The sequence below is a fragment of the Rufibacter sp. LB8 genome (assembly GCF_014876185.1).
Lineage (GTDB): Bacteria > Bacteroidota > Bacteroidia > Cytophagales > Hymenobacteraceae > Nibribacter.
The window spans coordinates 1,146,863-1,160,673 of the sequence record NZ_JADALJ010000001.1; the positions used below are offsets into that span (position 1 = coordinate 1,146,863).

Here is a 13,811-nt window from a genome sequence, read left to right on the forward strand (position 1 = left end):
GTGCGTTATTCGAAATAAAATGACAGGAATAATTTAGAAACTAACTACCCAACTACTTAAGCCTAGGCAAATAGCCGCACCAGCCAAAAATTAATTTTCAGATCGAAGTCCAATTTTCAAAAGTCAACCCCCTCCCATTCAAGGCTAATCAATTTTTGAATTTTCTAAGGACCGGAAATTACTACCCGTTCCTGGAGATTTTGACCGGGAAAAGGCGGTAATCATTGAGATTGAGCGCGTACCAGTAGCCCTCCCAGTGAATGACCGGCACCATGCCCGTGGGAATAACGCCGTTCTGGTTGGGGATGGTGACATGGGTGTTTCCTACGTACGTGACATTTTCTAACCCCAGGCGGCCCATTACGTGCTTCAGAAAGGTCTCCTTCTCGCGCGGGGTAGAACTAAGGCTAATGGTGTGCGGCACCAGTTGTCCGTCTTTGGTTTCTGGGTAATAGGTCACACTCTCAAACGTATGAATGGCAATGTCTGGGATGTACAGGCGCGGCACGGTGATTCTTACCCCCGCAGGTGTCTGCTGGTGTCCCTGCGTACTAATAGGCTTAACCATATCATGGGTTGGCGCCAACAACGGCACCCGGGGCCTGGCCGGTTTGGTTGCTGCGCCCGCGTTGGATTTAACCGCCGAGGCCGGTTGTTCCTGCACCTGCACGATGGCTTGGAACGCCGAAATGAAATGATCGGTTTGGCGCACATGGAATAGCTCCAGCTCATGCACCTTTTTGGTGGAAACCAGATAAGCATGAATGTTCCGGGTTTTCTCATACACGGCCTGCAACCCATGTTCATGCTTGGAACCCTGGAACCGCTGGCTCAGTTGCTGCAGCTGGCTCAGGCGCTTGTTTGAGTCTTTGATGATGGTCACCTCGCGCAGGCCAAACTCGGTGGGCCCGCCGGCCACCGTACGCTGGCCTTCCCGCTCTTCCATCCCGAACAGGGATCGCAAAAAATTAAGCATGCCCCGTGAGTATCTTCTTTAAATGTAAGGTCTCAATCTCCACCTGTATTTTTTCGGCGTCTTTGAGGTTCTCCAGAAAACTGTCAAGGTTCTGCAGGTACAGGTCTAGCAGGGCTTCCTGGTCTTTGGTAAGCGTGAGAATGGGTTTGGCAACTGGTTGGCCAGAAGTCTGGATCATTATTGAAGGTCAATCTTGTTGGACTTGTTCAGGTTACCCAGAATTTTGCTGTTGAGCTCTTCCTGCACCTGGGCCAGCTCTTTTACGGCTTCGGCGCGCTTGCGGCTGCCCTCCTCAGAAATCTTGATCACGGCGTCAAGGGTTTCCACCATGTCTTTGTTTACTTTCTTGAGCGTGTCCACGTCCACAATGCCGCGTTCGTTTTCCTGAGCTGCCGTGACCACGTTGGTCTTGAGCATTTGGGAGTTCTTGAGCAACATTTCATTGGTGGTGTCGGTGACCTTTTTCTGGATTTCCAGGGCTTTGCGCTGTTTCTCTAATCCCAAGGCAATGGCTACCTGCTGGCGCCACACCGGGATAACGGTTACAATGGAATTCTGGATCTTCTGCGCCAGCACTTCATTGGTAGTCTGAATCATTCTGATCTGTGGCATGCTCTGCGTGGCAATGGTATGCGACAAAGTAAAATCATGCACTTTCTTCTCCAGCCGATCTTTGAACGCCACCATGTCAGCTAAACGCTGAACCACAATTTCATCTTGCCCGCTGCTTTCTACCTGGGCCTGCAGGGCCGGAATGGTCTGGGTTTCAATCTCCTCAATCTTCAGCCGGCCCGCGGCAATCAGGGACCGCACCTCATGAATGTACTCCACCACCTGCTTGAACATGACTTCCAGACCGGTAGAATCTTTGAGCACGCTCTGCCGGGTTTTCTCCAGTTTCACCACCACGTCATCTACGTTCTCAGACACAGAGTTGTACTGGCTGGCCAGGCGTTTGGTCTTGTCGGCGAACTTCTTCATGAACGGAATCCTGGACAGGAAACCGCCGCTCTCCGGTTCATCAATCTTGATCTGATTGATCTGGGCCAACAGTTCATTGATGGCAGCCCCGGCATCGCCGGAATCTTTGGCTTTAACCTTGGTGAGCAGTTCATTGGAGTAATGGCCCAGTTTGCGCTGCGTCTCCACCCCGAAGGCGCTCAGGCTTTCTGGTTTGTAGGGGTCAATGGTGCCGGCTATTTCCTGGGCGCGTTTCTGCACCAGTTCTTTGTTCTCAGACAAGGTGAGGTCTTGGTTTTCCATGGGGCTATTTTTTTAACAAGGTAAGGCGCGGCCACAAATTTGCCACACGCTTACCGCTACTATGTTTCATTTTTTCCTTCTTCGCCAAGCGAGATTTATTATTAAGCGAAGATTTGGTTAAGTGCGTTCCTGGGTTTTGCTCAGTTTCTCCAGTTTTTGGGCGAAGGCCTGTACTTTCTCTTGCCGGGCGCTGGGCTGCTGGTACCATTCAATATCAGCATCGGGCAGGTAAAGACCCAGTAGTTCCTGCACTTCTGCCAGCAACGCCTCGCCTTTTTTAGTCCTGAAATCCGGGTTCTTGTAGTAGGCGCTCAGGTATTCCACTTTCACCTGTCCGGCTTGGGTGGTGGCCAATTCTTTCACCTCTATCACCAACTCAGACGATTTCTGCTGGTCGGTGATCAAAGTGGTGTACACGCCTCTTCGGCCTTCGTTCAGGGCGGCTTCGCATTGGGTTCTGAGTTCCTGCAGGGTGGTCTTGAGTTCGCGGTGCGGTCCCAGGCGGCTGCCTAAAAAGTAACCCAAAACCCCTACTACTATAATTGCTATAATGATCATACTTCTTTCATTTGCTTTAAACGATCCGGAATTAATTCCTGGGCGTGATCCATTCCAAAAATGCCTTTTATTGTTTTCTTCAATAAGTGAAACTGCCGATGCTGAAAGTATTGTTAGTAATAACTCCCACAAAGGCGACAAAAACACCAGCAAAGGCAGCGGGTCTTGCTTCTTTCACCATTAAAAATCGGGTCGTAATTCGTATCAGTTAACTTATGTTTTCCACCTTGCATCTTTTCTTCGCCTAAGCTACCAAAGTTTTATGGGTTTTGCACAGACGGCGAACTAACAGCCTACTTTTGTGCAGAAAACAGAATTTGCGTAACCGTTATTTCAGTTTCGGCGTCAATTGGGTTTTAGAGCCCGAAAACGGAAACTCCCCTACTTCTAGTAACGCTCTTTGCCCCTTAAAACGTACACCTTTCAGCAAGACAACAATTATATGGCCGATACCAAAGACAAAGACAGCATTAAACCCTTGTATGACCAGCTGCTCCCGCAACTAGCCGATAAACTGTACCAGCAACTCACTGAGGTGGTGCCACTGTTTGATGACTTCAGCCTGGAACGAGTAGCCGACACCTGGACCAAAGACCGGGACAACCCCTCAGACAAACCCATTAGTCTTGAAAACGGAAACGTGGCCCAGATTGGCCTCAAGCTGCAATTGCTGGGCTTTCAGCGGGCGGGCGTCACCTCCTTTGACATTGCCAAAGACCTAGTGTTAAAGTTAGAACATACCACCTACAGTGTGGGGCCAGACAAAAATACCACCTGGGTGGAGAAGCGCTATTTTCAACCCTGGACCCCGCAGGAACTAGATGACGTAGCCGAGCGCTTGGCTTCTGAGGTGATAGACGCCATCACTGAACAGCTCCGGCAGAACAGCTGAGCAGATTATTTTTAGGCTATTTTCAAGCTATGGCTTGGCACACACAATATTGGTAACACTTTCTAAACCAGCGTACTACATAGCACTCTTATAAGAAAAAAGTTGTATTCTAGTAAGCGAAACGCACTCTGAAGCCTAGGAAACAGGCAACGTTTTAATTTATTTTCAGTAATATTGAACAAAAGCCGGTGAGTCCGTGTCTTTAGTGTATAATGAACAATAATATGAATCAAGGAACAGTAAAATTCTTTAATGATGATAAAGGCTTCGGCTTCATTAAAGACAGCAACACAAATCAGGAGTACTTCGTGCACGTATCTGGTTTAGTAGACGAAATCAGAGAAAACGACGAGGTAGTTTATGATCTTCAAGAAGGAAGAAAAGGACTAAACGCCGTGAACGTAAAATTGGCCTAGTCTTTTAAAGATATTTGCCATCAAGAAAAAGCCTCTCCCTCTGGAGAGGCTTTTTTTGTGCCTGGATTTTTGGGTTTTCTACTGATCAAATGTACGGACAGGGCTCGACCTGTCCTAAACGGCTCCAACAGCAATCAGCTAACTATGCAACAAGTGAATGTGACTCTCGGGAATGCGTGGATCAGAAATGCGAAAGGAATGTGTGGTGGACAGGTCGCGACCTGTCCCTACGGGTAGCTGGGTTGCTATTATCTCCAGAATTTGTCTTCTTGCCAGCGGGTGGGGTTGTTTTCAATGTAATCTTTAATGTGGCGGAAACTTTGCTCGTTTCTAACGATATGGTCATGAAAAGACCGTTGCCAGACAAAATCAGATAAACCTGCCAATCGGATTAATTTAGACGAGGTGGTTTTGTACGCGCCCATCAATTCTGAAATTGATTTTATCTTCTGAACCTTCACAGGCTCTTGGGATTTTATGTGGCTGGCATGCCGATCATGTAGGGACAGGTCGCGACCTGTCCGCACGCATTCCTGATCCACGCATGCCCGATCCACACCTTCCTGATCATCGCGTTCCTGATCATCGCGTTTAATATCTCCTCCTAAATCCCATTGCTGATTAATCTCTACCAGCCCATGCACATGATTCGGCATGACCACAAACGCATGTGAATATACATAGGCATACCTCTCCATCACCGCCTGCCACTGCGCTTGCGCAATCAGGCCAATTTCATTCAATACCATCTCCCCTTCTACCACTTCGCCAAGGACGCAGGCATTTTCTCTCACGCACGACGTCACAAAATAGATTTCCTCCCGGCTGTAATCAAAACCTGGCAGACGGTTGTGTTTTCGGGCTCGTTTCATGAAATGAGGGCAAAAACGGAAAAATGAATCTTACGCATTTTATACGCCACCTATCCTATCTCGTTTCCGCCATCCCCGCAAGGACAGGTTTCGGCCTGCCCACCACGCATTCCAGATCAACACGGGTTCTTAATCAATTTGCATTCCTGAAAATCAAACCATTGGTTGCATGGTAAATTAAACCGCGTTTCCCACCGTAGGGACAGGTCGCGACCTGTCCACCACGCGTTCCTGATCAATTCGTATTCATGATCCTACGTATTCCTGATCACCAAACATGGATGATTCCACGCATTCCCGAGAATCAAATCAATTGTTTCATGGCAAACCATGATGCAGCTTCGGCTGCAGCGGACAGGTCGCGACCTGTCCCTACGAAAAATTATTACAACCCTGGCGGCTGTCAGTAAAAATATTATAATTTTCTATATCTTGGGTACTAATTCCCAAACCCACACCACTACCCTTTATTTCCCCTAATGGCGAAAAAGAATACCTCGGCCCCCGCGGCCAAAGGCGATATAGATTTTGAGAAAGAACTCTGGGACGTAGCCAACGAGCTGCGCGGCGCCGTGGCCGAAAACCAATACAAAGACTACGTGCTCTCCCTGCTGTTCGTGAAGCACCTGAGCGAGCGCTACGAGGTGCGCAAGCAGGAACTGCAACTGTCCCTTTTCCAGGACCCTGTAGAGACGCAATACTTTGCGTCTTTGTCTCCCGAAAAACAACAGGCGCAACTAAATCTGGTGCTGGAAGACGAGTTGGAGTACCAGGTCAAGAACGCCTACCGCCTGCCCCTACACGCCACCTGGGACTACCTGCGCGAGAACGCTGAGCAGGACGACATCAAGGTGAAGGTAGACCAGGCCTTCGTGCTCAAAGACGAAATTCTGGCCAAGCGCAACCCCGACTACAAAGGCGTGCTGGAGCCTATCTTCGTGAAGAGCCAGCTCTCGCTTACGCAGGTAGCGGGGCTCATTAACCTGTTCTCCAAAGAGACCTTCTCTGAGATAAACAACCCCGAAAGCGACATCTACGGCCGCGTGTATGAATACTACATCGGTAAGTTCGCCATGGCCGAGGGCTCCGGTGCGGGGCAGTTCTTCACGCCGGGCAGCGTGGTGCGCCTGCTGGTAGAAATGCTGGAGCCGCTCAAGGGCCGCATCATGGATTTGGCCTGCGGCAGCGGCGGCATGTTTGTGCAAAGCCTCAAGTTCTTGCAGGCCCACGGCGGCGAAAAAAACGACATCTCCATTTACGGGCAGGAGCGCTACGAGGGCACGCTGCGCCTCTGCAAGATGAACCTGCTGCTGCGCAACCTCTCCTTCGACGTGAAGCTGGGAGACTCCTTGCTGCACGACCGCTTCTCTGACCTGAAGGCCGATTACGCCCTCATGAACCCGCCGTTCAACATCTCCAACTGGCACCCCGAGCTGCTGCCCGACAACGACCCGCGCCTCTTCGGGGCCAAAGACACCTTTACCACCCCCGGCAACGCCAATTACATGTGGTTCCAGACGCTGTGGCACCACCTCTCTGCCCGCGGCACGGCGGGCGTAGTAATGGCCAACGGCGCCATGACCACCGGCAGCGCCGGCGAAAAGAACGTGCGCGAGCACATGATTACCCAAGGCATGGTTCACTGCATTGTGCAGATGCCCGACAAGCTGTTCCTGACCACCGGCATACCCGCCTGTATCTTTCTTTTGAGTAAGAACCGTGACGGCCGCGACGGCGAACACCGTGAACGCAAAAAAGAAATCCTGTTCATAGACGCCCGCAAGCTGGGCACCATGGCCAGCCGCCGCCTGCGCGTGTTTGAAGACGCAGACGTAGCCCGCATCTCTGACACCTACCACCAATGGCGCAACCAGGGCGGCAGCTACACAGATGTAGAAGGCTTCTGCAAGGCCGCTACCCTAGACGAAGTGGCCGCCAACAACTACGTGCTCTCGCCGGGCCGCTATGTAGGCTCCTAAGCCTAGGAAGATGATGGTGTACCATTTGAGGAGAAGATGCAAAAGTTGACGGAAGAGTTGATGAAGCAGTTTGAGGAAGGTGTGGTTCTTTAAAAGAAGATACAAGAGAATCAAATCAGTATTGGATTAAAAATTACTTTGCATACTAGTAAATAAATTATATATATATATATATATATATATATATATATAATTATGCCTAATCTAACATTAATGGCTCAATTAAGAGAGCAATATGCCCCACAAAATAGACAAGACTTAAAGAACGAAGCTAGAGCGATATTCGAGTCTTTAAACCGAAACGGAAGAGAAAGCACTAAAGCATTTGCGGCATTTAAAGAAGTAAGCTTAGTAAATAGACTAATTGCTAAACCTGATGTTGAACTAGCTCTATTATTTATTGATATGACAGATTTTTCAACAAAAACCTCAAGTCTCACAGCTTCAAGTATTGCCACTATTTTAGATAAGTATTATAAAGATGTGCTTCCTATTATCTACAAGTATAATGGAGAGGTTGAAAAAATAATTGGAGATGGAATAATTGCAATATTCGGCTATCCATTTACTACTGGTAGTGTAAAAGAATTGTTTAACAAGGCTGAACAATGTGCTAGCGAAATTATTGATATAAGAAAAATTACCACTTACCCGGTTAAAGTGGCTGTACACTTTGGTAAAATGATATATTATCACAATAAAAATACAAGTGTTGATGAATTTTATGCAATTGGAAAGCCCATGACGGAATTATTTAGATTGGAATCAGAAAGTAAAGATTGCTGCATAAACTTCTTTAGAAACAGCCATTATGATTTTCATCGAAAATATTTTACCTCAGTTTTATCTCCATTATGGCGAGAAAAAGCAGTTAGAAAAGTAACTTTAAAGGGTGTTCATTATGATACAATTGTAGAACTAGGCAAATAGTATGAAAAAAGATGTTATTGAAGAAATCGAAAATTGGGTAAAAGAATTATTAAATCCTTCCCTTCCTTTTACCCCTCAAGACGGAAGGGCTGTTCCAACAATTGAGCACCAGCATCTCACCGTCAATGCTAAAACGGATTTAAGAGCCGTAAGAATCAATGCTTGTGTGATGCATATTGATTTAAGAGATTCAACAAAATTCAATGAACTTTATAATCCTGACATAACCTCAAAAGTTTATACTGCTTTTGTAAGAATGGTTCTTCAGTGCGCATCAGAGCATAATGGTTCTGTAAGGAATATAGTTGGTGATAGAGTAATGATTATATTTGTTGGAGATGGATGTTTTAAAAATTCTGTTGATTGTGCAGTTAGTTGTAATAGTTTATTAGAAAAATTACAATCTAGTTTTATTTCCTTATTAGGAAATAATTTTACTATTAAAGCTGGGATTGGGATAGACTATGGTGAAATGCATGTAGTTTTAGTAGGTATCACACAAAGAGGGAAAGAGGGATTAAATAATCAAGATTTAGTTTGGTTAGGGCAACCTGCAAATGTTGCATCTAAATTAACTGATAATGCTGGAAAAACTTATAGTGTATTCAATAAGGTTGAGGAAAAAATTAAAACTGTAAAAAAAACGCACCCATCTATTCTAATAACAGAAAATGTTTTTCAGGGGTTAATTAATACTCAACCAAATCGCTTTAGTCTTGTCAACAAACTATGGAACCAAAACAAATTAACTGTAGGTGGTAATGCAATAACTATTTTTGGCGCTTCTCTAGTTTGGACTTATAATAATTGAACATGCGGGAAGAATTAAAATTCCTATTCACAAATGTTAATGACTGGCTCAAATTTATTGAAGCTAAAAACACTGCATTGATAGCATTGAATGGAGCAATTATGATTGGCTTAATTCAATGCGTTAATGATTCTATCAAAAACCCAATCATTAATTACTTTATTGTTTATTGGCTTGTCCCATGGCTACTACTTTCTCTTTCTATTTCACTGATTTCTGTTACTGGTTGGTCTATATGGTTTTCTGGTAGATTTAAGAAAAAAAGACTAAAATCAAAGAATGTGTTATATTTTGGATATATAAGTTCTATTTCATATAATACTTTTAAGATTAAACTTCACCAAACTTTAAATACTGGGAACTCACAACAATCAACAAGCATCTTCTCAAAAGTAGATAGTAAATTAATAGGTCAAATTCATGTTAATTCCAAAATTGCATTTGGTAAAAATAGATTATTTCATTATGCATTATATATTTCCATATTTGGCCTAATATCAAGCATTGCAATTATTCAAACGTTGAGATGGTCAGAAAATGCAAAAAAAATCGCTGAGCAATATTTAGATTTTAATCATTTAAAAGATAATGACTCAATTGAAAGCCCATCTTCTATTCAAGAAATAAACATAATCAATTAACAAATTTAGCTTTCTTTAATCTTGAATTAATGGATTCACTTGAAACTTACGCCAAAATTTACCACTCTTTTAAGCTCAATATTAGTTGCATAACAAACTATCTGACTGAATTTAACTTCATGGAGAAAAATCTTTTTAAATCTCCTTATCATGAATGGACGAAGTATCAATTTGAAAGACAAAATAAAGAAGAAATATTAGAATATAACTGGAAAGATGCTACTGGAGTGGGCGTTATTTTAGGACACCAGAATCTAAGGGCTTTAGATATTGATGGATGTGTTAGCTTAGAGTTTATTGATAAAGTTCTTGAAACTTTACAGTTACCGTTAGATTATCCTTGGGTTATGAGAAGCGGTAGTGGGAATGGATTCCACATTTTTATTTTACTCTAATGACGATAGTTTAGAGGCCGAATCAAAAATTGAAGATAACTATTCAATATTTAATCATCAAGTGTATGCTTTAGGCCCAAATGAAGATTTTAAAGAAGTTTTTGAACACCTTGAAATAAGATGGGCTGGTCATTTAGTTCTACCACCATCATTACATAATTCTGGTCAGACTTATACTTTTTTGTCGGGTAAGCTCCCTAATCATCCTCCTTTAGAGTTAAAAAACTACTATAGCAATGGTAAATGGAATTCTAAAACAAGAGAATTGGAGTATGATGAGAATGGTAGAAAGGATAAAAATTTGAGTTTACGATATTTTGTTCTGAAATTCTGTGATGTAAATAATAATTACTTAGGTGCATCAGGTGATGATTTTTTTAAAAATGGTCCTCAAAAGTTAAAAGCTAAACAGCTAAAAAGTCATGACATTAAGATTTTAAAGTCTGAAAGTAAAGGCCCTATTTCTATTGTTTTTGATGTTGAAACAAATGGCCTGCCTGAAAAAAGACAAGTAAACAATAGCACTTTATGGCCTAATATATTGCAAATATCTTGGATCGTAATGTCTGGCAACTTTAAGGAGCTTAAAAAAGAATCTTTTATTATCAAAGACGATAGCATATCAGTCATTCCTAAAGTAGAGAAATTAACAGGAATATCAGATAATATTAGGAGAAAAGCTGGTTATCCAATTAAAGAAGTACTAATAAAATTTATTAATGACTTAGCTAATTGTGACATTTTAGTAGCGCATAATATAGATTTTGACATCAATATATTTTTAGCGGAATGCGAGAGAAACGGCATAAACTATAACATTCCGGAGAATATGATTAGATTTGACACAATGAAATTGGGGAAAGATATTTGCCAAATTGACAATGGATTTTCAGATTTTAAATATCCTAAGCTTTCTGAACTGTATTACTATTTATTTAATGAATCTTTAAACAGTTTCCATAACGCAGACTTAGATGTATTTATAACCTCCAAATGTTATAAAGAAAATTACAAAAGAGAAGGTCTTTTATCTTTACTGGGATTATAGTCAAAACGCATGTTCGCTAGATTGGTGGTTGTATGAAGGGTAAAAAATTTAAAATTCTAATATCTCTTAATCTTAAATATTAATAACTTGCTACCGTAGAGGCCGCCTTCAACCAGGTGCAGCACTACACCCTAGACATTCCGGCGGTTTTTGAGTACAACGCCCTCACCGTGGTCTCCGACGGCCAGACCACCCTGCACGGCATGTTCAGCAGCGGCCTGGAGTGGTACGCCGCCTGGAAAAGCATAGACGGTCGGGAGGTGGTAGCCAACGGCTTCGCGCTGGAAACCCTTATCAAAGGTTTGCTGGTGCCCCAGCGTCTGCTGCAATACGTGCGCCACTACATCTTCCATGAGCTAGACAAAGGCGAACTTATAAAGAAAGGCGCCAAGTACCACCAGTTCTACGGCATACAGTACGCCCTGCAGGAAACCCTCCAGCACGTGCGCCCCTATGGGGACGGCCGCATTGGCGTAATCTGGCACACCACCCGCTCTGGCAAGAGCATTACCATGGCTATTTACACAGGCATCCTGCGCCAGCTGCCCCAGCTCAAGAACCCCACCATTGTGGTGCAGGTGGACCGCTTTGACCTGAACCGCCAGCTCTTCGAGGATTTCGTGGCCGCCAAAGACCTGGTAGGTGACGTGCGCATCGCCAATACCACCGACGAACTGCGTACCCTGCTCAGCGGCGAGTGCGGCGGCGTGGTGTTCAGCACCGTGCAGAAGTTCAACCTCAAAGAAGGGGCTAACGGCCGCGAGCTGGAGCACCCCGTCCTGAGTTCCCGCGACAACATCATTGTGATTGCCGATGAGTGCCACCGCACCCAGTACGGCCTGGTGCAGGGCTTCGCCAGCAACCTGCGCCGCGCCCTGCCGCAGGCGAGTTTCATAGGCTTCACCGGCACACCTGTAGACAGCAAAGACGCCGATACCGTGGCCGTGTTCGGAGACATCATCCACACCTATGACATAAAGCAGGCCACCGAAGACAAGGCCGTGGTGCCCATTTACTACGAGCCGCGCCTGGCCAAGCTGCACCTGGGCAACGCCCAACTAGAGGAAGAAGCCGAGGAAATCACCGGCGGGCTGGAAGAAAACGACAAGAACAAGATTCTGTGGGCCGCCATGGAAGATGCCGCCGGTTCTCAGGAGCGCGTGGCCGCCATTGCCCGAGACATACTGCAGCACTACACCGCCCGCAATGCCAGTTTGAGCGGCAAAGCCATGATTGTGTGCATGAGCCGCCGCAACTGCGTGAAGCTCTATGACGCCCTCACTGCCCTGGAAGGCTGCCCCGAGGTGGCCGTCATCATGACCACCAACATCGCCAAAGACCCCCTGGCCTGGAACCCGCACGTGCGCACCAAGGAAGCCATGGAAGGCATCAAGACCCGCTTCAAAGACCCGGATGATGATTTGAAACTGGTGATTGTGCGCGACATGTGGCTCACCGGCTTTGACAACCCCGCCATGCACACGCTCTACGTAGACAAAGTGATGACCGGCCACAACCTTATCCAGGCCGTCAACCGCGTCGCCACCGTCTTCCGTGACAAACCCAGCGGCCTCATCGTGGACTACATCGGCATAGGCGACCGCCTGCGCGACGCCACCAAGAAATACACCGGTGCCGGAGGTTCTGGTGCCGTGGCCTTTGATATTGAAGAAGCGTTTGAGTTGACCAGGGAATTGATTCAGCAGTTACGTGAAGCCTTGCCCAGCGGCCCCGTCTCCGTTTCACGCATTCCGTCCCCCTTTGAAGGGGGTAGGGGGATGACAAAGGCCTCTGAAAACGCAGGAACATCAGCTACAAAGCAAACAACAGGAGAAGAACCAATCGGGAACGCGGGGTTCAGCACGAGTAGTCCTCCCCCTACCCCCTCCGAAGGGGGACTGAATGCGTACCAAAGGAATGGGCAAGATCAGGAATGCGTGGAGGACAGGTCGCGACCTGTCCCTACGGGGAATCTTAATGCGCGGGAAGAAGAAGACATGAAAACCTTTACCTCTCTACACGCCGCTATTCCATACTTCTCCAGCTTGCCTAAAACAGAACGGTTGAAACTAGTGGGATATGCAATCAATTATCTGGTATCAGATGATGACCTGTGCAAGACCTTTATGCTGAATGAGAAAAAACTCAGCGGTTTGGCACCCATTGTTAAAAGCCACCAAAACATACATGAACTGGGCGCTGATATTGTGTACCTACAACACGTTGGTGCCGCTTTGCGCAAGGCAAAGAACCCGCAGCAAAACATACGGCAATCGGCGAACAAAATCAAAGACCTTATCCACCGCAGCATTGAATCTGAGGACGTGGTAGACGTGTTCCAGATGGCCGGCATAGAACGCTTTGACATCTCCATCATCAATGACGAGTTCCTGGCCACCGCCAAAGAACAGAAAACCGGCAACGAGCTCAAGCTGGAACTCCTGCGCCAGATCATGAACGATGAGATCAAAATCCGCTCCACCAAAAACCTGATCAAGTACCGCAAACTCAAAGAAGAAGTAGAAAAGATCATTGCCGACTACCACGCCCATTTCTTCGACAGCCTTGTAGCCATGGAAAAACTGCGCGCCGTGGCCAAGCAGATGCAGGAAGAAGATCAGATCCGCCAACAACTGGGCCTCACCGAAGAAGAGGAAGCTTTCTACCAGATCCTGGCCAACCACCCCAACGCCATTCAGGATTTTGACCTCATCAAAGACCTGGTGAAAAAAATCCTGGCCGAGGTCAAGAAAAGCGCCTCCCAACCAGACTGGTACAAAAAAGACGACACCAAAGCCCAACTGCAACTAGCCGTGAAGAAGGTACTGCGGTTTAAAGTTCAAGCAGACCTGCAGGAGATTCTGGATGAGATTCTGGAACAAGCCGAAGAGCGGTACAAGGTATGGGCGTTCACTGCGTAGGGACAGGTCGCGACCTGTCCTTTGCATCTAAAGTGGCGTTTCAGTTTGCCATGAAACAATTGGTTTGGTTCTCGGGAATGCGAATGGATCAGGCATGCGAAGGCAATGC

At 45.9% G+C, this 13,811-nt stretch carries 14 protein-coding genes and 1 pseudogene; 10 read left to right on the forward strand and 5 right to left on the reverse strand.

What is annotated here, in order from left to right:
- Positions 1 to 181: 181 nt before the first annotated feature.
- The 4 genes from IMY23_RS04955 to IMY23_RS04970 form a co-directional block, all read right to left on the reverse strand.
- The gene (locus tag IMY23_RS04955) at positions 182 to 976 is read right to left on the reverse strand and encodes a hypothetical protein (protein WP_192821024.1); all 795 of its coding nucleotides are present in this window, start codon (positions 974 to 976) and stop codon (positions 182 to 184) included.
- On the reverse strand, positions 969 to 1,154 hold the full coding sequence (locus IMY23_RS04960) for a hypothetical protein (RefSeq protein WP_192821025.1): 186 nt from the start codon (positions 1,152 to 1,154) through the stop codon (positions 969 to 971). The genes IMY23_RS04955 and IMY23_RS04960 overlap by 8 nt, the downstream gene beginning before the upstream one ends.
- Positions 1,154 to 2,239 carry a toxic anion resistance protein gene (locus IMY23_RS04965; RefSeq protein WP_192821026.1) on the reverse strand — a complete coding sequence of 362 codons (1,086 nt, stop codon included), beginning with the start codon at positions 2,237 to 2,239 and terminating at the stop codon, positions 1,154 to 1,156. Before IMY23_RS04965 ends, IMY23_RS04960 begins: the two co-directional genes overlap by 1 nt.
- A gap of 117 nt (positions 2,240 to 2,356) precedes the next feature.
- Positions 2,357 to 2,797, reverse strand: coding sequence for a hypothetical protein (locus IMY23_RS04970; RefSeq protein ID WP_192821027.1), 441 nt, complete (start codon positions 2,795 to 2,797; stop codon positions 2,357 to 2,359).
- Positions 2,798 to 3,239: 442 nt separating this feature from the next.
- On the opposite strand from IMY23_RS04970, the gene IMY23_RS04975 reads away from it, so the two are divergent.
- Both IMY23_RS04975 and IMY23_RS04980 read left to right on the forward strand, forming a co-directional pair.
- Entirely contained in the window at positions 3,240 to 3,689 is a 450-nt protein-coding gene (locus tag IMY23_RS04975) for a hypothetical protein (RefSeq protein ID WP_192821028.1), read from the forward strand.
- Between the two features lie 224 nt (positions 3,690 to 3,913).
- Positions 3,914 to 4,105 carry a cold-shock protein gene (locus tag IMY23_RS04980; RefSeq protein ID WP_192821029.1) on the forward strand — a complete coding sequence of 64 codons (192 nt, stop codon included), beginning with the start codon at positions 3,914 to 3,916 and terminating at the stop codon, positions 4,103 to 4,105.
- Positions 4,106 to 4,353: 248 nt separating this feature from the next.
- Here IMY23_RS04980 and IMY23_RS04985 read toward each other — a convergent pair whose 3' ends face one another.
- On the reverse strand, positions 4,354 to 4,977 hold the full coding sequence (locus tag IMY23_RS04985; RefSeq protein ID WP_192821030.1) for a transposase: 624 nt from the start codon (positions 4,975 to 4,977) through the stop codon (positions 4,354 to 4,356).
- A 479-nt stretch (positions 4,978 to 5,456) separates the two neighbouring features.
- On the opposite strand from IMY23_RS04985, the gene IMY23_RS04990 reads away from it, so the two are divergent.
- The 8 genes and pseudogenes from IMY23_RS04990 to IMY23_RS05025 all read left to right on the forward strand — a co-directional run bounded on the left by IMY23_RS04990 (position 5,457) and on the right by IMY23_RS05025 (position 13,702).
- On the forward strand, positions 5,457 to 6,956 hold the full coding sequence (locus tag IMY23_RS04990; RefSeq protein WP_225986414.1) for a class I SAM-dependent DNA methyltransferase: 1,500 nt from the start codon (positions 5,457 to 5,459) through the stop codon (positions 6,954 to 6,956).
- A gap of 195 nt (positions 6,957 to 7,151) precedes the next feature.
- Complete coding sequence (locus IMY23_RS04995) at positions 7,152 to 7,886, forward strand: adenylate/guanylate cyclase domain-containing protein (RefSeq protein WP_192821031.1); 735 nt, start codon at positions 7,152 to 7,154, stop codon at positions 7,884 to 7,886.
- A 1-nt stretch (position 7,887) separates the two neighbouring features.
- Positions 7,888 to 8,697, forward strand: a complete 810-nt coding sequence (locus IMY23_RS05000) for an adenylate/guanylate cyclase domain-containing protein (protein ID WP_192821032.1) — start codon at positions 7,888 to 7,890, stop codon at positions 8,695 to 8,697.
- A 2-nt stretch (positions 8,698 to 8,699) separates the two neighbouring features.
- Entirely contained in the window at positions 8,700 to 9,338 is a 639-nt protein-coding gene (locus IMY23_RS05005) for a hypothetical protein (protein ID WP_192821033.1), read from the forward strand.
- A 119-nt stretch (positions 9,339 to 9,457) separates the two neighbouring features.
- The gene (locus IMY23_RS05010) at positions 9,458 to 9,733 is read left to right on the forward strand and encodes a hypothetical protein (RefSeq protein WP_192821034.1); all 276 of its coding nucleotides are present in this window, start codon (positions 9,458 to 9,460) and stop codon (positions 9,731 to 9,733) included.
- A complete protein-coding gene (locus IMY23_RS05015) occupies positions 9,705 to 10,781 on the forward strand; it encodes a 3'-5' exonuclease (RefSeq protein WP_192821035.1) in 1,077 nt (358 codons plus the stop codon). The genes IMY23_RS05010 and IMY23_RS05015 overlap by 29 nt, the downstream gene beginning before the upstream one ends.
- Before the next feature lie 104 nt (positions 10,782 to 10,885).
- Positions 10,886 to 12,400: pseudogene (locus IMY23_RS05020) on the forward strand (type I restriction endonuclease subunit R); the annotation flags it as partial.
- Between the two features lie 378 nt (positions 12,401 to 12,778).
- On the forward strand, positions 12,779 to 13,702 hold the full coding sequence (locus IMY23_RS05025) for a type I restriction enzyme endonuclease domain-containing protein (RefSeq protein WP_225986588.1): 924 nt from the start codon (positions 12,779 to 12,781) through the stop codon (positions 13,700 to 13,702).
- Positions 13,703 to 13,811: the final 109 nt, after the last annotated feature.

Excerpts from the sequence above, each read along its gene's own strand:
- IMY23_RS04970 (WP_192821027.1), bottom strand. The coding sequence starts at position 2,797 with ATGATCATTATAGCAATTATAGTAGTAGGGGTTTTGGGTTACTTTTTA.
- IMY23_RS04995 (WP_192821031.1), top strand. The coding sequence starts at position 7,152 with ATGCCTAATCTAACATTAATGGCTCAATTAAGAGAGCAATATGCCCCA.
- IMY23_RS04990 (WP_225986414.1), top strand. The coding sequence starts at position 5,457 with ATGGCGAAAAAGAATACCTCGGCCCCCGCGGCCAAAGGCGATATAGAT.
- IMY23_RS04965 (WP_192821026.1), bottom strand. The coding sequence starts at position 2,239 with ATGGAAAACCAAGACCTCACCTTGTCTGAGAACAAAGAACTGGTGCAG.
- IMY23_RS04985 (WP_192821030.1), bottom strand. The coding sequence starts at position 4,977 with ATGAAACGAGCCCGAAAACACAACCGTCTGCCAGGTTTTGATTACAGC.
- IMY23_RS04975 (WP_192821028.1), top strand. The coding sequence starts at position 3,240 with ATGGCCGATACCAAAGACAAAGACAGCATTAAACCCTTGTATGACCAG.
- IMY23_RS04980 (WP_192821029.1), top strand. The coding sequence starts at position 3,914 with ATGAATCAAGGAACAGTAAAATTCTTTAATGATGATAAAGGCTTCGGC.
- IMY23_RS05005 (WP_192821033.1), top strand. The coding sequence starts at position 8,700 with ATGCGGGAAGAATTAAAATTCCTATTCACAAATGTTAATGACTGGCTC.
- IMY23_RS05000 (WP_192821032.1), top strand. The coding sequence starts at position 7,888 with ATGAAAAAAGATGTTATTGAAGAAATCGAAAATTGGGTAAAAGAATTA.
- IMY23_RS05010 (WP_192821034.1), top strand. The coding sequence starts at position 9,458 with ATGGAGAAAAATCTTTTTAAATCTCCTTATCATGAATGGACGAAGTAT.
- IMY23_RS05025 (WP_225986588.1), top strand. The coding sequence starts at position 12,779 with ATGAAAACCTTTACCTCTCTACACGCCGCTATTCCATACTTCTCCAGC.
- IMY23_RS05015 (WP_192821035.1), top strand. The coding sequence starts at position 9,705 with ATGGATTCCACATTTTTATTTTACTCTAATGACGATAGTTTAGAGGCC.
- IMY23_RS04960 (WP_192821025.1), bottom strand. The coding sequence starts at position 1,154 with ATGATCCAGACTTCTGGCCAACCAGTTGCCAAACCCATTCTCACGCTT.
- IMY23_RS04955 (WP_192821024.1), bottom strand. The coding sequence starts at position 976 with ATGCTTAATTTTTTGCGATCCCTGTTCGGGATGGAAGAGCGGGAAGGC.